This window comes from Pseudomonas sp. RIT-PI-AD (genome assembly GCF_025642785.1).
Lineage (GTDB): Bacteria > Pseudomonadota > Gammaproteobacteria > Pseudomonadales > Pseudomonadaceae > Pseudomonas_T.
This window is the reverse complement of the sequence record NZ_JANZKU010000005.1, coordinates 233782-249886: the sequence shown is the minus strand read 5'-3', so window position 1 is coordinate 249886 and position 16105 is coordinate 233782. Positions and strand designations below refer to the sequence as shown.

The 16105-nt window shown below is 59.9% G+C and carries 21 protein-coding genes, 1 tRNA gene and 1 pseudogene; 10 read left to right on the top strand and 13 right to left on the bottom strand.

Annotated features, from left to right (window positions below):
- Nucleotides 1-5: 5 nt before the first annotated feature.
- From OGL92_RS06880 to OGL92_RS06855, 6 genes are all read right to left on the bottom strand, one after another.
- Nucleotides 6-968, bottom strand: coding sequence for an ETX/MTX2 family pore-forming toxin (locus OGL92_RS06880; protein WP_263142060.1), 963 nt, complete (start codon nucleotides 966-968; stop codon nucleotides 6-8).
- A 127-nt stretch (nucleotides 969-1095) separates the two neighbouring features.
- Complete coding sequence (locus OGL92_RS06875; protein WP_263142058.1) at nucleotides 1096-1647, bottom strand: helix-turn-helix transcriptional regulator; 552 nt, start codon at nucleotides 1645-1647, stop codon at nucleotides 1096-1098.
- Nucleotides 1648-1892: 245 nt separating this feature from the next.
- Complete coding sequence (locus OGL92_RS06870; RefSeq protein WP_263142057.1) at nucleotides 1893-2081, bottom strand: hypothetical protein; 189 nt, start codon at nucleotides 2079-2081, stop codon at nucleotides 1893-1895.
- 9 nt (nucleotides 2082-2090) lie between these two features.
- Nucleotides 2091-2285 carry a hypothetical protein gene (locus OGL92_RS06865; RefSeq protein WP_263142055.1) on the bottom strand — a complete coding sequence of 65 codons (195 nt, stop codon included), beginning with the start codon at nucleotides 2283-2285 and terminating at the stop codon, nucleotides 2091-2093.
- Nucleotides 2282-3172, bottom strand: a complete 891-nt coding sequence (locus OGL92_RS06860) for a hypothetical protein (protein ID WP_263142053.1) — start codon at nucleotides 3170-3172, stop codon at nucleotides 2282-2284. Before OGL92_RS06860 ends, OGL92_RS06865 begins: the two co-directional genes overlap by 4 nt.
- Complete coding sequence (locus OGL92_RS06855; protein ID WP_263142051.1) at nucleotides 3151-3525, bottom strand: hypothetical protein; 375 nt, start codon at nucleotides 3523-3525, stop codon at nucleotides 3151-3153. Before OGL92_RS06855 ends, OGL92_RS06860 begins: the two co-directional genes overlap by 22 nt.
- 169 nt (nucleotides 3526-3694) lie before the next feature.
- Here OGL92_RS06855 and OGL92_RS06850 point away from each other — a divergent pair, with 169 nt between their 5' ends.
- Nucleotides 3695-3856 (top strand): hypothetical protein, encoded by a 162-nt coding sequence (locus OGL92_RS06850; RefSeq protein WP_263142050.1) that lies wholly within the window; start codon nucleotides 3695-3697, stop codon nucleotides 3854-3856.
- A 9-nt stretch (nucleotides 3857-3865) separates the two neighbouring features.
- Here OGL92_RS06850 and OGL92_RS06845 read toward each other — a convergent pair whose 3' ends face one another.
- Nucleotides 3866-4222 (bottom strand): hypothetical protein, encoded by a 357-nt coding sequence (locus OGL92_RS06845; RefSeq protein WP_263142048.1) that lies wholly within the window; start codon nucleotides 4220-4222, stop codon nucleotides 3866-3868.
- Nucleotides 4223-4350: 128 nt separating this feature from the next.
- Here OGL92_RS06845 and OGL92_RS06840 point away from each other — a divergent pair.
- A pseudogene (locus tag OGL92_RS06840) lies at nucleotides 4351-6074 on the top strand (DNA cytosine methyltransferase); the annotation flags it as partial.
- Between the two features lie 102 nt (nucleotides 6075-6176).
- On the top strand, nucleotides 6177-6662 hold the full coding sequence (locus OGL92_RS06835; protein ID WP_346659488.1) for a tyrosine-type recombinase/integrase: 486 nt from the start codon (nucleotides 6177-6179) through the stop codon (nucleotides 6660-6662).
- A gap of 299 nt (nucleotides 6663-6961) precedes the next feature.
- Here the strand turns inward: OGL92_RS06835 and OGL92_RS06830 are convergent, their stop codons facing one another.
- The 4 genes from OGL92_RS06830 to OGL92_RS06815 form a co-directional block, all read right to left on the bottom strand.
- A complete protein-coding gene (locus tag OGL92_RS06830; protein ID WP_263142047.1) occupies nucleotides 6962-7156 on the bottom strand; it encodes a hypothetical protein in 195 nt (64 codons plus the stop codon).
- A 404-nt stretch (nucleotides 7157-7560) separates the two neighbouring features.
- Complete coding sequence (locus OGL92_RS06825) at nucleotides 7561-7725, bottom strand: hypothetical protein (RefSeq protein WP_263142046.1); 165 nt, start codon at nucleotides 7723-7725, stop codon at nucleotides 7561-7563.
- A complete protein-coding gene (locus OGL92_RS06820; RefSeq protein ID WP_263142044.1) occupies nucleotides 7722-8312 on the bottom strand; it encodes a hypothetical protein in 591 nt (196 codons plus the stop codon). The genes OGL92_RS06825 and OGL92_RS06820 overlap by 4 nt, the downstream gene beginning before the upstream one ends.
- Before the next feature lie 355 nt (nucleotides 8313-8667).
- Nucleotides 8668-8755 (bottom strand) — tRNA-Ser (locus OGL92_RS06815).
- Between the two features lie 136 nt (nucleotides 8756-8891).
- Here OGL92_RS06815 and OGL92_RS06810 point away from each other — a divergent pair.
- The 7 genes from OGL92_RS06810 to OGL92_RS06780 all read left to right on the top strand — a co-directional run bounded on the left by OGL92_RS06810 (nucleotide 8892) and on the right by OGL92_RS06780 (nucleotide 13157).
- Nucleotides 8892-9560, top strand: coding sequence for a Bax inhibitor-1/YccA family protein (locus OGL92_RS06810; protein ID WP_263142042.1), 669 nt, complete (start codon nucleotides 8892-8894; stop codon nucleotides 9558-9560).
- A gap of 102 nt (nucleotides 9561-9662) precedes the next feature.
- Nucleotides 9663-10055, top strand: a complete 393-nt coding sequence (gene tusD / locus OGL92_RS06805; RefSeq protein ID WP_263142040.1) for a sulfurtransferase complex subunit TusD — start codon at nucleotides 9663-9665, stop codon at nucleotides 10053-10055.
- A 1-nt stretch (nucleotide 10056) separates the two neighbouring features.
- Nucleotides 10057-10416, top strand: coding sequence for a sulfurtransferase complex subunit TusC (gene tusC, locus OGL92_RS06800; protein ID WP_263142039.1), 360 nt, complete (start codon nucleotides 10057-10059; stop codon nucleotides 10414-10416).
- Nucleotides 10416-10718, top strand: coding sequence for a sulfurtransferase complex subunit TusB (tusB, locus tag OGL92_RS06795; RefSeq protein ID WP_263142037.1), 303 nt, complete (start codon nucleotides 10416-10418; stop codon nucleotides 10716-10718). The genes tusC and tusB overlap by 1 nt, the downstream gene beginning before the upstream one ends.
- On the top strand, nucleotides 10715-11050 hold the full coding sequence (locus OGL92_RS06790) for a TusE/DsrC/DsvC family sulfur relay protein (protein WP_263142035.1): 336 nt from the start codon (nucleotides 10715-10717) through the stop codon (nucleotides 11048-11050). The genes tusB and OGL92_RS06790 overlap by 4 nt, the downstream gene beginning before the upstream one ends.
- Nucleotides 11047-12036: a glycosyl transferase family protein gene (locus OGL92_RS06785; protein ID WP_263142033.1), complete on the top strand. Its 990-nt coding sequence runs from the start codon at nucleotides 11047-11049 to the stop codon at nucleotides 12034-12036. Before OGL92_RS06790 ends, OGL92_RS06785 begins: the two co-directional genes overlap by 4 nt.
- A 116-nt stretch (nucleotides 12037-12152) precedes the next feature.
- Nucleotides 12153-13157, top strand: a complete 1005-nt coding sequence (locus tag OGL92_RS06780; RefSeq protein WP_263142031.1) for a glutathione S-transferase family protein — start codon at nucleotides 12153-12155, stop codon at nucleotides 13155-13157.
- Between the two features lie 153 nt (nucleotides 13158-13310).
- Here OGL92_RS06780 and cysG read toward each other — a convergent pair whose 3' ends face one another.
- Together cysG and serS are read right to left on the bottom strand one after the other, a co-directional pair.
- A complete protein-coding gene (gene cysG, locus OGL92_RS06775; protein ID WP_263142029.1) occupies nucleotides 13311-14708 on the bottom strand; it encodes a siroheme synthase CysG in 1398 nt (465 codons plus the stop codon).
- Nucleotides 14709-14777: 69 nt separating this feature from the next.
- Complete coding sequence (gene serS / locus OGL92_RS06770) at nucleotides 14778-16058, bottom strand: serine--tRNA ligase (protein ID WP_263142022.1); 1281 nt, start codon at nucleotides 16056-16058, stop codon at nucleotides 14778-14780.
- Between the last annotated feature and the right edge of the window lie 47 nt (nucleotides 16059-16105).

The window sequence follows — 16105 nt, the reverse complement described above, 5'->3', positions numbered from 1 at the left end:
GGCTTTTAGTCGACACCAAAAGATAGAAGGTTATTTATTTTTAGGTCACCCAACGATTCCTTGTTGAGAGTTAGATAGCCATATGAATCATCAAAAGAATTTTCGTCTTCACTACTAGCTACGCTAGTAATTGTGTTTGTTTTTTGAGAAGAGATGCTATAAGAGGTAGCAGAAGCAGTATTCAACTCTTCATTAGTGGCTTTCCTGAACCTAAACTGTCCTACCGACGTATGAGCGACAATTGCTGTACCTTTAGCCTGAGCAATCACCGAGCTAACCTCCGGATAATATCCGGCCGTAGAAATTAAGTTATTACTGATAACATCCCTAAAAACATCTTGTATAGGGATAAACCAAAGAGCATGCTTATCTCCATTAGAGTTTAAGTTTATATAATCATTAAATCTAATCGCTACATGTCCGCTCAATGTGACATCAGCCACCCAGTCGGAATTAATACGCCTATTTAACATTACAGCTTTAACATATACACCGCTATTTGGATCAACCGAAACAGGTATTGTATAATTTATTACAGCTTCATTGCTGGATTTACCTCCCTGGGTAGATGAAACGCTGAGTTCTGCAGAAATTTCTACCTTTGCATCTGCAAAAAAAGGAACACTCATACCACCTGAAACTTTATTCCCTATTTTTACAGCTTCGGTTACAGACCAAGAAAATTCGCTTGACTCTTTGAGGCTAAACTGAGCACTTATATTTTGTGCCCTGCTATCGTGATTTGTTACGAGTATTTCCACATCAAAGCCGGTACCGCCCGGAAGCTCTTTTTTTGAAGTGAAACGAAGCGCTCCGGCAGCGATGCTGTGAGAAACTTCATATTTTTTATAAGGACTAAGATGCCAGGTCGAACTATAATTTGTAGATTCCGTAAAATGTAGCGTGGTATTATATTTTCTCGCCATCCATTTGCCCCATGCATCTGTGATTTCTTGAAGCTCTAACATGGTTAATTTTCCTTTTAGGGTTTTAAATATTTAGCTGAATAAATTCAAACTCAGCACTAAAAACCCTACACCTCTCTTTCTCCTACGAAAATAGGGAAAAATTGCTATATTTATCTAAATAGATGGGTCACAGAAGCTCTAGCATTGCAGCACGCGCTATCGCGTGCGGTTTATTTCTACACTGTAACTTTTTAATGCAAGCTTCTATGTGCGCATTAACTGTGTGCCTTGAAATATACAACATATCTGTTATTTCATTTGCAGTAAATCCGTCTGCTGACAACCTGAGTACCTGCCTTTCTCTTTTTGTTAGAAGCTGGTATTCGTTAGAACTGCAAAGTAAGTGAGGATTTTTAGTTTTTACTAGCTCCAAAATCCTACAGCAAGCGGCTAATGAATACTGCACCTTCTGCTCAGGCGGTATTTTATTCCTGTAGACAAAAGTCATCTGAGTCTTATGTAAACTTTGAGGAACAAAATCATAAGTGATTTTCTCATAGCCAGCTCTATCGATACAAAAGCATGATGACTTGATTTTATAAATGGATGGATTGCAGATAGTTACAGGCTTTTTTATTAGCAAACAAAAACTTTCACACTTAGCGATACCTGTTATTTCCCTCTCCATTTCACAATCGATTGTTATTGTTATTAAAGCCTCATCCTTAACACTTAACATTTTTGCTCCTATATCTCAGGCCAGATATAACATCATCACTCTGGAAGTGGCCAGCTTCAGAAGATGTATCTCATTCTCAAAAAAACCTAGACGTCACCCACCAAAAAAGCAAGAAATTTTCACGCTAATTACATTTAGCCTAAGCGAGAAATATCTCTTTCAAATCACCATGTAAGACAATCCGACAATTTTGATATTTTATTTCGGATCCTCTACTTTTTCATTATTCAGATATGAATATGCAATCAAGGCCACTCTATCTCTGGCATCATCGCCACCAGCTTCTCCTCGGTCGGCACCGCCCGGGCGCCCGCGCGCACCTCGACGATGATCTTGTAACCCAACGCCCAGCGCCGGTCGCGCCACTCGAAGCCGGCCTGCCCTTCCGCCCGGAACCTCAGGTCAGTGCTGGTCGCGTAGGTGCACAGCGACAAAATGCCGTCTTAGTGCCGTTGCTGGGCGATGCTGTCCATCCAGCGCTGCACCGCCGCGGTCATCCGCGCGACCAGCTCGGCTTCGACCTCGGCTGGGGCCTGCGACGCGAACGACAACCGCGCCAGGCACACCTTCATCGCGGCGATCGCCTCGAGACTGTCGCCTTCGCAAAGGAATTCGTCGTCCACCAGTATCGTTTTCATGCGTTCAGGCCATTGCTGCCCGGGATGGGCGATCGATGCAGGCCGACATCGGCAACGCCGGTGGAGAAAAACGGCATGGCGATCTGGATGATCGAGCCCGGCGCGGCCGCCAGGTAGGGAAAGGCGTTGTCGTAGCCGAGCGGCGTCCAGCCGATCGCGCGCACGTGGACGAAACCCTCGGCGGCGGTGATCGGCGTGCCCTCCGGTACCAGCACGCCGTTCTTGTAGTAGGGCAGCCCAAGGAAGGCCGAACCCGTCTTCGCCCGCAGGTTGGCCGAGAACGTCCCGAACCCGCCGGCGCCGAACAGCGCCCGGTTGCCGTTGGTGGTCAGCAGGTAGCCGGCCCCGATCGGCACCGCGGTCTGCGCGCCGGCGGTGATCTGCGCCAGGTAGAATTCGACGCCGTAGCGGCCGGCGGCGCCGGTGCGGTTGAGGAACTGGAGCAGCGCCTGCACATCTGCCGTCAGCGCCCCGCCGCTACCGCCGAACGTGGTGTTGTCGAAGATGAATTTCCCGGCCGAGCTGAACGCCCCGGCCCCGTTGAAGGGTTGCAGGTAGGGCGAGGCGGTGAAACTCGCGCCAAGGGTCAGCGACTGGGGATCGGCCTTGCCGGCGAACCGGCCATTGTCCGGCATCAGGTTGACTGGTGTATTCGGCGCCTCCTGCCAGGCGCCGTCGCGCAGCCAGTAGCCCTTCCCGTCGGCCGCCGGCGCTCGCGGCACATTCAGCGAGTAAGCCACCACAGTTCCGGTGCCGTTGGTGACGTACAGGTCGGCGCCGGTACCGGCACGCACGAAATACAGCGCATCCGGTTCCAGACTGGCCGGCAGCGCCGCCACCAGCTTGTGCAGCTTGAGCGTCGCCATCACCAGTTCGCCGTATTCCACTCGGCCGCGATCGGCGACCCGTCGTAGCGCAGGCGCCCCTCGGCGGACTCGCCGAGCTTGTCGAGCACCGCTTTGTTGGCGTGGGTGTGAGCGGCGGCCACCGCGGCGTCGATCTGCGCCGGCGTCGAGGTCGGGCCGCCCTGGAGCATCGCCCAGGTCAATTGCAGGTCCATCGATTCGTACTCGGCGATTTTCAGCCAGGACGACGTGGCGGGGTTCCAGGCGTACATCGCGGCGCCACGCTCGACGGTCGGGTCTGCGGTGGCGTCGGTGGCGTCGGTGACGATGAGGATGACGAACACCGCCTCGGTGGGCGCCAGCGCGTCGCGCGCGGCCAGGTCGTCGGCAAACACTACCGGTGCGCCGGCCGATATTCCCGTTGCCTGATTTAAAGCGGACTTGCATAACCCGCGCACAAGCCCGTCACTTCAAATGGGTATTACTATCTCAGTGCCTATTTACGAACCTTAATCAAGGTACCGTGCTCTTCTAGGCCTGGTCTTCGATCCCTTCGGCGGGATCATGACTGTCCCGTACTGCGCGCTGAAGCTCAAGCGCAGGACCCGAGCCCACGAACTGAACTCCAGCTATTTCCTAGACGGTGCCGGCCATTGCAAGTCCGCCGAGGAAGAGATGGCCATGCCCGGGCTGTTCGATGCCGAGCAGCAGGAAGGTGCGGCGTGATTGAGATGATTAGCTCTTGGGCAGCCAGCGGCTCAAGGCTTTCACTACCAGCGAAACGTGATGGCTAGTGGAAAGCCCAACCCGTGGCCACTTATGAGTAGGGTTTATTTTCACCGGCTGACCAGTCTCTAGGCGTAGCTGATCTATTTGCCGGAGTAGCTCGTCCTCACTCAGCCCTGAGATGAACGACAACTCTTTCTCCTCGAATGCCAGTTCGGCAAGGTTCCCATCGGCAATGTCTCGAGAGTAAGCAGTGAGCACGCCCTTTCCCTTTAACCTGTAGCGTATGCCGTTTCCACTCGAAAGCTTTTCACCATTTCCAATGAGCACTACCAGATCCTTCTGAAGATCGGTGAACAACCCCATGCGAAACCTCCCGGCTAGCTGACACGCGATTATCTGTACCCGACCCCATGCCGGTACCGCATTGATACCCCATTCCCATAACCCATGCCAGCCCGGCTAGCAGTGAGGCTGAGCTGTAAGGAACACTCATGCTCAAGAAAGTACTCAAACACTTCCACTTCTGCTGCGACCTGGGCGGCGGCGCCAAGGGCTTCAACCGTTTCCGGTCCCGCGTGGGAAACGTCCAAGCTCGGTGGGAATGCCTGGGCGGGATCGATGTCGACCCGGCTGGTTTGGTCGATTTTTCCCGCCTCGCCGGCGTGCCCGGGACGCGGCTGGACTTGTTCACCCGCGACCAGTACATCCGCTTCCACGGAGAGGAGCCACCACCTGGCTGGCGCGAGGCTACGCCCGGGGACGTGCGCCGCGCGGCCCAGGCAAGCGCCCGGACGCCGTGTTCATCAGCTCGCCGTGCAAAGGCGCGAGCGGCCTGCTCTCTGAAAAGATGAGCCTCACCCCGAAGTACCAGGCGCTGAACGAACTGACCCTGCGCTGCATCTGGCTGATGGGCTAGGCCTGGAAAGATGACCCGGTACCGCTGATCGTGTTCGAGAACGTGCCGCGGCTGGCCACTCGCACCCGGCACCTGCTCGACCAGATCAACAGCTTGCTCAGCTTCTACGGCTACGCCGTCGCCGAGACCACGCACGATTGCGGCTAGCTCGGCGGCTTGGCGCAGTCCCGGAAGCGCTTCCTGCTGGTCGCCCGCCATGTCGAGAAGGTGCCGCCGTTCCTGTATGAGCCGGAGAAGAAGAGCCTGCGCGCCGTCGGCGATGTGCTCGGCCGGATGCCACTGGCCGGAGATGTCGAAGCCGCCGGCCCGATGCACCGCGTGCCTACCCTACAGTGGAAAACCTGGGTGCGACTGGCCCTGGTCGAAGCCGGCAAGGATTGGCGCTCGCTGAACGACTTGGCCATCGAGGACGGCTACCTGAGCGACCTGGTGATCGTGCCGCAATCTCACGATAGGTATCTGAGCGTGCGCGAGTGGAGCAGGCCGAGCGGCACCATCGCCGGCGCCAGCGGCGCTACCAATGGGGCGTTTTCGGTGGCAGATCCGCGTGCGCCGTCGGACGCCCTGCAATACCAGCAGTACGGCGTGCGGCGGTGGAGCGAAACCAGCGGCGCCATCATCGGCGTGAAGTCGCCCGGTCAGGGCACGTTCAGCGTGGCTGACCCGCGCCCTAGCGGCGTGCGCCACAACAACGTCTACCTCATCGTGAAGATGGACACCCACGCCGGCACCGTCACCGGTAGTCAGTCGCCGAGCGCTGGCGGCCAGTGCATCGCTGATCCGCGAGACCCTAGCATCGGTCATGCGAAGTACAACGTGGCCCCGTGGAAAGGCCCCAGCCGCACAGTCATCGCCGGCAGCACCACCGGTCAGGGGGCGTTCGCGGTACAAGACCCGCGGCCGAACCTCTCCAAGAATGCGCACACCAGCCTCTATCGAATTGCGAAGTTCGATAGCTCAGCGCGCACGGTCACAGGCGCTGGGCATGTAGCTGATGGCGCTCAATCCATCGCCGACCCGCGCGTGCTCAACCGCGGCAAGGGTGATGCGTATTTGACCGGCGGTCACTATGGCGTGGTGGACTGGAAGGGCCAGGCCGGCGCGGTCTCGGCGAGCGCCCGCCAGGAAAATGGCCGGTGGAGCGTTGCGGACCCACGCATGTCGGCCGCCAGTGATCGCCTGACCTGCATCATTACCAGCCTCGACGGCACCTGGCACCGCCCCTTCGCGACAGAGCTGGCCGCCCTGCAGAGCCTGGTCGACCCCGAGGAGCAGCTGGAGCTGGACGGCCTGTCTGACCAGGCGTGGCGCAAGAACAAGGAAGCGCCACGGGACTACTACGCCAACGAAGCCGTCTGGTCGGCCGTTTACAGATCAGCAGTGCCGGAACTGCAAGATGCCATGGACTTGGCCTACCTGACGGGTCAGCGGCCGGCGGACGTGCTGTTGATGCGTCGAGATGACATCGAAGGCGATTACCTGCTCGTACAACAGAGCAAGACCAGCCAGAAGCTGCGCATCATGATGCGCAATGAGGACGGGGCGCTTAATAGCTTGGGCCGCCTGGTGGAGATGATCGGTAGAAGGACGGCGGAGTACGCCTCGCAATACCTGCTGATCAGCAAGCATGGAAAGCGCCTGACAGCCACCATGCTACGTCACCGCTGGGACGATGCCAGGCTGAAGGCCTGCGAGGTAGCGGCAGTTGCAGGCGATACCGCACTGGTAGGGCGGATTCAGGCCTTCCAGTTTCGCGACATCCGGCCGAAAGCCGCTTCGGAGAGCAAGAACCTGGATGATGCCAGCATGCTGCTCGGATACACGAAGAGCGACATTACCAAGAAGATCTATCGGCACATCGGGGTGACGGCCAAGCCCTCGAAATAGGCAGAGTTCTGGAACTGTTCCATTTCTATTCTGGAACACATGCTGTCAAAGGCTTTGAAAATGGGCTTTCCAGAAAGACGAAAACCCCTTATTTATCAGTGTCTTGAATATTGCGGAGGCGGTGGGATTCGAACTCGCGGACCTGTTACAGCCGACGGTTTTCAAGACCGATATTGAAACCCGCGATCTACGCGGGCTTCAGCCCCAAAGAAGTTCCGAAACTTCGGATAATTACCAGCCCTGTAAGCCCCGAAACTGCTGATGTCAGCTTTACAGTTTCGGAACCACTTTCAGCGCATTCAACCCGGCGTTGATCCTCTGATCCCGCCCTCGAGCACGATCCCCAGTTGGGTCCGGTTGCTGCGCGCGTCACGAACAAAAACCCGAATCCCCTCTTCCATCAGGGCCGCCAGCGCGGCCTGCGGATCTGTACTTGGGCGAACGGTCAACACCAACGCCTCGCCGATATACCTGTTCAGTTTCAGATAACTCATGACCACTCCTTGGCTCTGGGTTATTTCCTTTCCAATTTCTCGCGAAGTTCCTTTACTTCTTTACGCAACTTCTTATTTTCGTTCGCGCAATATATAAACCCGCCACCCAACGCAATCGGCGCCAACCAGTCGGAAAACACCCAATTAAGGCCCCACCCTAGAATTGCCAGGACGATTGCGAACAACAGAAACCCAGCAGCGGATAAGAAATTATTCATGAATCTCAATATTGAGTGGACTCAATCGCAGTACGTCGATATAACCGCAGCACATTCCGGCAACCTAGGCCATTCCAACTGGTCTTGTCGTTCTTCAGCGCCTTATGTACTTGCTTCAAGGACTTCTTCAACCAACCCCTAGCCGCCAATCGACGCCTCCACCGAATAGATCGGTCACAAGCTCCTTCATATTCGCATTACACCGAATAAGTGCGATAAGTGCATCTTCAATTGGAAGTATGTATTTTCAGTCATTGCGTTGCGATCGATGGTCTGAACGAAGTCATCGCCATACAGCAAACTCATCATCCCGATCAGCTCGTCTTTTTCATTTTCCGTGATAAAACTCATTTCAGGAAAGCTTCCTGCAGTATCAGCCGTTCAAATTCTTGCTTATTGAAATCACGCGCGACGAGGCCTGTGTAGGAATCTGTCATTCCCTCCGTCACCATATGAAGAAGCCATGTTTCTTTTCCATGATCATCAGCGTGATAAATATAAGCTGACCGCTTGCCATCAGAACTTACCAGGCGGCACGGCCGCTCACCGGTGACGATAGTTTGGAGGCCATGCCGCATATCATTAATAAATTCCTGATGCTCCGCACTCATTTCATTTGGATAATCACCCGATGCAATGAGCCCAGGCAATTTATTAACCTGAAGTCCGGTGATTTGAAGCGTCTTGCTCGTCTCGACCTGAAAGTCGAGCGTCTTCCCACCAGATAGCTTGACGGTAAGATCCTTGCCAAAGGTAGTGATTCGTGCACCGCTCAACGCCACCGTCGGTACCGGTATGACGTTTAGTGAGCCCAGGTTGGTGTAGTCAGTATCAGCGGGACGGGGTGCCTCGAATGTGCAGGCTGCAGGCTCATTGGCACCCACATGGGCGCAAAAGAGCGCCAGGGCGGCCAATAGGGCCGGGTGTCGCAGACGCATGAGCGGTCTCCCTCCATGCTCAGAGTGCCGACAGCATAGCAGCCTGTCCTCCAGTGGCCTGTGATCGGGTTCATCCTGAGGGCCGCACCTCGTCGGATGGCAATCGATTCAGCGCCGCTGCTCAAATACTGCATGTGCATCCAGTAGCCGCAGGGACGCCCAGGCAGTGACCAATCATGCTCGACGTGCGACAGATGACTCCAGAGCTGGAGCTCTGGAAAATTCCTGAACGACCGATACCAGCGAACCACGGCGCCGGAGGCCTACTACGAAACCCTGTTGGCCAGGCGAGGAGCATCGCGGACCGTAGAAAAACAAAAGCCCTGTAAAAACAGGGCTTTGGCTTGCAGCGATATGGCGGAGGCGGTGGGATTCGAACTCACGGACCTGTTACAGTCGACGGTTTTCAAGACCGTTGCCTTAAACCACTCGGCCACACCTCCGCAGATGCGGGGCCGCCATACTACCGGAACGCAACACGCTGTCAAACTCTCGAGATTGGCACGCCATGCGCCTTTGTTATGATGCCGAACGACCCGGGTCAGGGATTCCCATTCAAATCCGTTCAGGAGTAACGCCATGCAAGATCGCGACTTCGCGTTGAATCATGCGCAGGCCGAGCAGCAGCAAGTCAGCAGCGTTCTGCGCAACACCTATGGGCTTCTGGCGCTGACGCTGGCCTTCAGCGGTCTGGTGGCCTACCTGTCGCAACAGATGCGCCTGCCCTACCCCAGCTTCTTCATCGTGTTGATCGGCTTCTACGGGCTGTTCTTCCTTACCGTAAAGTTGCGCGATAGCGGCTGGGGCCTGGTCTCAACCTTCGCCCTGACAGGCTTCATGGGCTATACGCTGGGGCCGATCCTGAATCGCTACCTGGGCCTGCCCAACGGTGGCGAATTGATCGCTTCGGCGTTCGCCATGACCGCATTGGTGTTCTTCGGTCTGTCCGCCTACGTGCTGACGACTCGCAAGGACATGAAATTCCTGTCGGGCTTCATCACCGCCGGCTGCTTCGTGCTCCTCGGCGCAGTGCTGGTATCGGTGTTCTTCCAGATCAGCGGGCTGCAACTGGCGATCAGCGCGGGCTTCGTGCTCTTCTCCTCGGCGATGATCCTGTACCAGACCAGCGAGATCATCCACGGCGGCGAGCGCAACTACATCCTGGCCACCATCAGCCTGTACGTGTCGATCTACAACCTGTTCCTCAGCTTGTTGCAGATCTTCGGTGTCATGAGCAGCGACGACTGATCGGCGCCCTGCCAAGCGAAGCCCGCCTCGGCGGGCTTTTTCTTGCCCGGTGCGGGGGCAATCGCTTTATCATTCCGCGCATCGCTCGCGTTCTGGTCCGCCATGAAATTCGCTCTCGCCCTCTTCGCTCCGCCCCACGCGCCCGCCTCGAGACGCGCCCTGCGTTTCGCCGAGGCGGTCCTGGCCGGCGGTCATGAAATCGTGCGGCTGTTCTTCTATCAGGATGGCGTTCACTGCGCGTCGGCCAACCTGGTATCACCCCAGGACGAACCGAATCTGTCCGCCGAGTGGCTGCGCTTCGTCGAAGCCCATGGTCTCGACGGCGTGGTCTGCATCGCCGCTGCCTTGCGTCGCGGGGTGCTGGATGCCGAGGAAGCGCGCCGCCATGGTCGCGCGTCGGCCAACCTGGCGTCCGGCTGGCAGCTTTCCGGCCTGGGCCAATTGCACGACGCCGTGCAGACCGCGGATCGCCTGATCTGCTTCGGAGGACCTTGAGATGGCCCGCTCGCTGCTGATCGTCTGCCGCCAGGCGCCCTGGTCCGGTCCCGGCGCCCGCGAGGCCCTGGATATCGCCTTGGCCGGGGGTGCCTTCGAGTTGCCACTGGCGGTGCTGTTTCTCGACGATGGGGTGTTTCAGCTGCAAGGTGGCCAGCACGCCGCTGCCGTGCAGCAAAAGGACCTGACCGCCAATCTGCAAGCCCTGCCGCTGTTCGGTGTCGATGCCCTCTTCGCCTGCCGCCAGAGCCTGGATATCCGGGGGATCGGCGAGCACGAGTTGAATCTGCCGGTACAATCGCTCGACAGGCCGCAACTGACCGCCCTGCTCGCGGACTACGACGAGGTGATCACCCTCTGATGGCGACCTTGAACCTGCTTTCCCATTCGCCCTTCGGCAGCGATACCTTCGCCAGTTGCCTGCGCCTGCTCGGCCAGGACGACGCCATTGTGCTCAGCGGCGATGCCGTCTATGCCCTGCGAGCGGCCACCGAACCACGCCGCGCCCTGGAAGGCCTGCCGTCGGCGATCGGCCTGTTCGCCCTGGAAGAAGACCTGCAAGCACGAGGATTGACGAACGTTCCCCAAGGGCTGGTCGTGCTCGACTACCCCGGCTTCGTCGACGTCAGCCTGCGCTACACCAAGGTCAACAGTTGGCTATGAATGCACTGATGGTCGCAGGCCACCCGGTCGAGTTGGACGCGGATGGCTATCTGGTTAACCTGGCGGACTGGTCGCCGGCGGTCGCCGAGGCCCTGGCGCAGCGCGAGGCCATGGCCTTGCAGGCGGAGCATTGGGAAATCCTCGAGCTGCTGCGGGATTTCTATGCGCAATTCCAACTGTCGCCCGCCACCCGTCCCTTGGTGAAGTACGCGGCCCTCAAGCTCGGCGCGGATAAAGGCAACAGCGCGCACCTCAACCGCCTATTCAAGGGCACCCCCGCCAAGCTCGCCGCCAAGCTCGCGGGCCTGCCCAAGCCGACCAATTGCCTATGACTACCGACCGGACGCTCCAGGAACACCCTTTCGCCCAGTACGTGAGAATCCTCGGCAAAGGCAAGCGCGGTGCGCGCAACCTGACCCGCGAGGAGGCTCGGGATGCGATGGGCCTGCTGCTCGACGGCCAGGCGGAAGACACCCAGCTCGGCGCCTTTCTGATGCTCCTGCGGCACAAGGAGGAAAGCGCCGAGGAATTGGCCGGGTTCTGCGAGGCGGTCCGCGCACGCTTGCAACTCCCACGCGCCCTCGACCTGGATCTGGACTGGCCGACCTATGCCGGCAAGAAGCGCCATTTGCCTTGGTACCTGCTGGCGATCAAGGCGCTCGCCGGGTCCGGGGTGCGTATCCTGATGCACGGCGGCGGCGCGCATACCGCCGGGCGCCTGTACAGCGAACACCTCCTGGCGCGGCTGAACATTCCCCATTGCGCGGAGTGGGACCACGTGGCTCAGGCGCTCGACGGCCGCCAGCCGGCGTTCATCGCGCTGGATGCCTGGATGCCGGCGCTGCAACGGATGATCGACCTGCGCAACCTGCTGGGCTTGCGCTCGCCGATCCACTCCCTGGCACGGCTGATCAACCCGGGCAAGGCCCGCTGCGGGCTGCAGAGCATCTTTCGTCCGGGTTACCAGGCGATCCACCGTGCCGCCAGCAGCTTGCTGGGCGACCACGCCATCGTGATCAAGGGCGAAGGGGGCGAAATCGAGGTCAATCCGGACGTTGCTTCCACGCTGTACGGTACGGCGAACGGCATCGACTGGGACGAGCAATGGCCGGCCTTGTCCGAGCAGCGACGGGTCAAGCCGGAGCGGCTCGATCCTGATCACCTGCTCGCGGTGTGGACCGGCGAGGCGCGGGACGAGTACGGGGAATCCGCCATCCTCGCGACGCTCGCCCTCGCCCTGCGCGGGCTCGGCCAACCGCGCGAGGCCGCGTTCACCCAGGCGCGCGCATGCTGGGAAAACCGCGACCGCGCCGTTTGAAACGCCACCAGGCGAACCGACGGGCCCTTGCAAGCCTCCAAACCAGACTGGCTGTCACCGAAGACGTCCACAGCGACGAACATCGAGGCAGTCCCGACGGATAAAGGGAGACGCTCATGGGCCTGCTGATCGAAGGGCAATGGCACGACAAAGGGTACGACACCGGTAAGGACGGGCGTTTCGAGCGCGAACAGGCGCAACGCCGCCATTGGGTCACCGAAGACGGTCGACCGGGTCCCAGCGGCGAAGGCGGATTCGAAGCCGAAGCCGGGCGTTACCATCTCTATGTATCCCTGGCCTGCCCTTGGGCCCATCGCACTTTGATCATGCGCAGACTAAAAAGCCTCGAGCGCCTGATCGAGGTGTCGGTGGTTGCCTGGCACATGGGTGAGCAAGGCTGGACGTTCGACCCCGACAAGGGTTCCACCGGCGATGCGCTGGACGCCCTGGATTTCCTGCATCTGCGCTATACGCTGGACGACCCCCACTACACCGGTCACGTCACGGTACCGGTGCTCTGGGACAAACGGCGCGGGCGCATCGTCAGTAACGAGTCGGCGGACATCATTCGCATGTTCGGCTCCGCCTTCGACGCGCTGACCGGCAATCGCGACGACTTCTACCCGGCGCCGCTGCGGCCGGGCATAGATACGCTGAACGACAGGATTTACCCGGCAGTGAACAACGGCGTCTATCGCGCAGGTTTCGCCACGACCCAGGAGGCCTACGAAGAAGCTTTCGATGAATTGTTCGCCGAGCTCGACTGCCTGGAGAAAGCGCTGGATCAGCATCGCTATCTCGCCGGGGAATACCTTACCGAAGCCGACATCCGTCTGTTCACCACCCTGGTCCGCTTCGATGCGGTGTACCACGGCCATTTCAAATGCAACAAACGGCGCATCAAGGACTATCCGAACCTGTCGAACTGGCTACGCGAACTCTACCAATGGCCGGGTATCGCCGAGACGGTGGATTTCGATCACATCAAGCGGCATTACTACCTCAGCCATCCGCAAGTCGATCCGACGGGCATCGTCCCCAAGGGCCCACGGCAGGATTTGAACCGCCCCCACGATCGCGAACGCCTTCCGGGCCTGGGTGTCTGGCACCGTCGCGCCTGATCGCCCGTCGGCGCGACCCGGCCGTTTGACGAACGAGGAACCTGGCGTCCGCGGGTCAGTTGGCGCCCGCGCGCGGCGTTGACCTATGGGTAGCGCCTCGCACGCCGCCCCCGGTTCGCTTCTCCGCAGGCGCGCGTCACGCTTGTGTTCCCCTCAATCGAGCTGACCCTGGGCGCCCTCGAACCAGGCCAGTTTTTCCCGCAGGCGTACCACTTCGCCGACGATCACCAACGTCGGCGCATGTACCTCGTGCCGTGCCACCACGTCCGGCAGATCGCTCAGGGTGCCGGTGAATACCCGTTGCCGCGCAGTGGTGCCCTGTTGCACCAGCGCCGCCGGTGTCTGCGCGGAACACCCGTGGGCGATCAGGCGCTCGCAGATAAACGGTAACCCGATGAGCCCCATGTAGAACACCAGGGTCTGGCCCGGCGCGGTCAGGTCCTGCCAGGGCAGATCGCAACTGCCGTCCTTGAGGTGACCGGTGACGAAGCGCACCGATTGCGCATGGTCGCGGTGGGTCAACGGAATGCCCGCGTAGGCGGCGCAACCGGATGCCGCGGTGATTCCGGGCACCACCTGGAAAGGTATGCCCTGGGCCGCCAATTCCTCGATCTCCTCGCCACCACGGCCGAAGATGAACGGGTCGCCGCCCTTCAAGCGCAGTACCCGCTTGCCCTGACGGGCCAGCTCGACCAACTGGCGGTTGATCTGGTCCTGCGGCAGCGCGTGATCGGCGCGCCGTTTGCCCACGTAGATGCGCTCGGCATCGCGGCGGCACAACTCGATGATCGGCGTCGCCACCAGGCGGTCGTACAGCACCACGTCGGCTTGCTGCATCAAGCGCAAGGCACGGAACGTCAGCAGGTCGGGGTCGCCCGGCCCGGCGCCCACCAAGTAGACCTCGCCCAGTGCCCGCGGCGCATGGCCGGCCAGGCGCTGTTCCAGCAGGCGCTCGGCTTCACCGGCCTGCCCGGCCAGCACGCGCTCGGCCACGTCGCCTTGGAACACCTCTTCCCAGAACACCCGGCGCTGTTGCACGTCGGGAATCCGGTGCTTGACCAGGCTGCGGAAGCGCTTGGCCAGGCCCGCGAGTTGCCCGTAAACGGCCGGCACCCAGGTTTCGATGCGCGCGCGGATCAGCCGCGCCAGCACCGGGGCGTCACCGCCACTGGATACCGCGACGATCAATGGCGAGCGATCGACGATGGCCGGAAAGATCACGCTACAAAGTGACGGAGCATCCACCACGTTGACCGGGATGCCGCGAGCCTGGGCATCGGCGGAAATACGCGCATTGAGCGGCTCATCGTCGGTCGCGGCGATCGCCAGCGAGCAGCCGAGCAGGTCGTCTTCGAGGTAGCCGCGCAGGTGACAGGTCCCCTCGCTCGCGGCGAGCAGTTCGCTCAGCGCCGGTTCCACCCGGGGAGCGACCACCCGCAGGCGCGCGCCGGCATCGGCGAGCAGGCGGGCCTTGCGCAGGGCGACTTCGCCGCCGCCCACCACGAGCACGCAGCGCCCTTGCAGGTTATGGAACAGCGGGAGGAAATCCATGCGAGTACCCGGCGGATGTTAAGAAAGCCGGGCGAGCGAAGGCCCGGCCCGGAACTCGAAAAGCCTGGATCAGCCGATCAGATCGAGGCCACCCATATAGGGTTTGAGCGCCTCGGGCACACGGATCGACCCATCGGCCTGCTGGTAGTTTTCCAGCACCGCGACCAGGGTACGGCCGACCGCCAGGCCGGAACCGTTCAGGGTATGCACCAGTTCCGGCTTGCCGGTCTCCGAGTTGCGATAACGGGCCTGCATGCGACGAGCCTGGAAGTCGCCGCAGTTGGAGCAGGAGGAAATCTCCCGGTATTTGTCCTGGCTCGGCACCCAGACCTCCAGGTCGTAGGTCTTGGTCGCGCTGAACCCCATGTCGCCGGTGCACAGCGCCAATACCCGGTAAGGCAGCTCGAGCAACTGCAGGACCCGTTCGGCGTTGGCGGTCAGACCTTCCAGGGCTTCGAAGGATTTTTCCGGCTCGACGATCTGGACCATCTCGACCTTGTCGAACTGGTGCTGGCGAATCATCCCGCGGGTATCGCGGCCGGAAGCGCCCGCCTCGCTGCGGAAGCACGGTGTATGGGCGACGAACTTCAGCGGCAATTGCTTGGCGTCGAGGATGGCGCCGGACACGATGTTGGTCAGCGACACCTCGGCGGTGGGAATCAGGTAAAGGTCCGCCTCGTCTCCGCGGGAAATCTTGAACAGATCCTCCTCGAACTTCGGCAACTGACCGGTGCCCTCGAGCGCGGGCGCCTGCACCAGATAGGGCGTGTAGGCCTCTTCGTAGCCATGCTCGCGGGTGTGCAGATCGATCATGAACTGCGCCAACGCGCGGTGCAGCCGGGCGATGGGGCCGCGCAACACGGCGAACCGGGCGCCGGACAGCTTCGCCGCGGTCTCGAAATCCAGCCAGCCGTGACGCTCGCCCAGGCTCACGTGGTCCTTGACCTCGAAATCGAAGCGCGTCGGGGTGCCCCAGCGGCGCACTTCGACGTTGCTCTCCTCGTCCGCGCCGAGCGGCACCGAGGCATCGGGCAAATTCGGCAGACGCAGCAACAGGTCGTCCAGTTGTCCCTGGATACCTTCCAGTTCGCGCTTGCCCTCGTCCAGTTCCCCACCCATGCGATCGACCTCGGCCAGCAGCGGGGCGATGTCCTCGCCCCGCTGCTTGGCCTGGCCGATGGACTTGGAGCGGGCGTTGCGTTCGGCCTGCAGCTGTTCGGTACGGGTCTGTACGCTCTTGCGCTGGGCTTCGAGCGCTTCGATACGCGCCACATCCAGTTGGAAGCCACGGGTGGCGAGGCGCTCCGCCACGTCTTGCAACTGGGTACGTATCAATTTCGAATCGAGCATGTCCTACTCTCAAGCTGAACGGAAAGAAAGCCGGCGCCCATGGCGCC

Coding starts and splice junctions, on each gene's coding strand:
- tusC (WP_263142039.1), top strand. CDS start 10,057: ATGGCCCGCTCGCTGCTGATCGTCTGCCGCCAGGCGCCCTGGTCCGGT.
- tusD (WP_263142040.1), top strand. CDS start 9,663: ATGAAATTCGCTCTCGCCCTCTTCGCTCCGCCCCACGCGCCCGCCTCG.
- OGL92_RS06875 (WP_263142058.1), bottom strand. CDS start 1,647: ATGTTAAGTGTTAAGGATGAGGCTTTAATAACAATAACAATCGATTGT.
- OGL92_RS06780 (WP_263142031.1), top strand. CDS start 12,153: ATGGGCCTGCTGATCGAAGGGCAATGGCACGACAAAGGGTACGACACC.
- OGL92_RS06850 (WP_263142050.1), top strand. CDS start 3,695: ATGACTGTCCCGTACTGCGCGCTGAAGCTCAAGCGCAGGACCCGAGCC.
- OGL92_RS06830 (WP_263142047.1), bottom strand. CDS start 7,156: ATGAGTTATCTGAAACTGAACAGGTATATCGGCGAGGCGTTGGTGTTG.
- OGL92_RS06790 (WP_263142035.1), top strand. CDS start 10,715: ATGAATGCACTGATGGTCGCAGGCCACCCGGTCGAGTTGGACGCGGAT.
- OGL92_RS06820 (WP_263142044.1), bottom strand. CDS start 8,312: ATGCGTCTGCGACACCCGGCCCTATTGGCCGCCCTGGCGCTCTTTTGC.
- tusB (WP_263142037.1), top strand. CDS start 10,416: ATGGCGACCTTGAACCTGCTTTCCCATTCGCCCTTCGGCAGCGATACC.
- OGL92_RS06835 (WP_346659488.1), top strand. CDS start 6,177: ATGGACTTGGCCTACCTGACGGGTCAGCGGCCGGCGGACGTGCTGTTG.
- OGL92_RS06865 (WP_263142055.1), bottom strand. CDS start 2,285: ATGAAAACGATACTGGTGGACGACGAATTCCTTTGCGAAGGCGACAGT.
- OGL92_RS06845 (WP_263142048.1), bottom strand. CDS start 4,222: ATGGGGTTGTTCACCGATCTTCAGAAGGATCTGGTAGTGCTCATTGGA.
- OGL92_RS06785 (WP_263142033.1), top strand. CDS start 11,047: ATGACTACCGACCGGACGCTCCAGGAACACCCTTTCGCCCAGTACGTG.
- serS (WP_263142022.1), bottom strand. CDS start 16,058: ATGCTCGATTCGAAATTGATACGTACCCAGTTGCAAGACGTGGCGGAG.
- OGL92_RS06825 (WP_263142046.1), bottom strand. CDS start 7,725: ATGAGTTTTATCACGGAAAATGAAAAAGACGAGCTGATCGGGATGATG.
- OGL92_RS06880 (WP_263142060.1), bottom strand. CDS start 968: ATGTTAGAGCTTCAAGAAATCACAGATGCATGGGGCAAATGGATGGCG.
- OGL92_RS06810 (WP_263142042.1), top strand. CDS start 8,892: ATGCAAGATCGCGACTTCGCGTTGAATCATGCGCAGGCCGAGCAGCAG.
- cysG (WP_263142029.1), bottom strand. CDS start 14,708: ATGGATTTCCTCCCGCTGTTCCATAACCTGCAAGGGCGCTGCGTGCTC.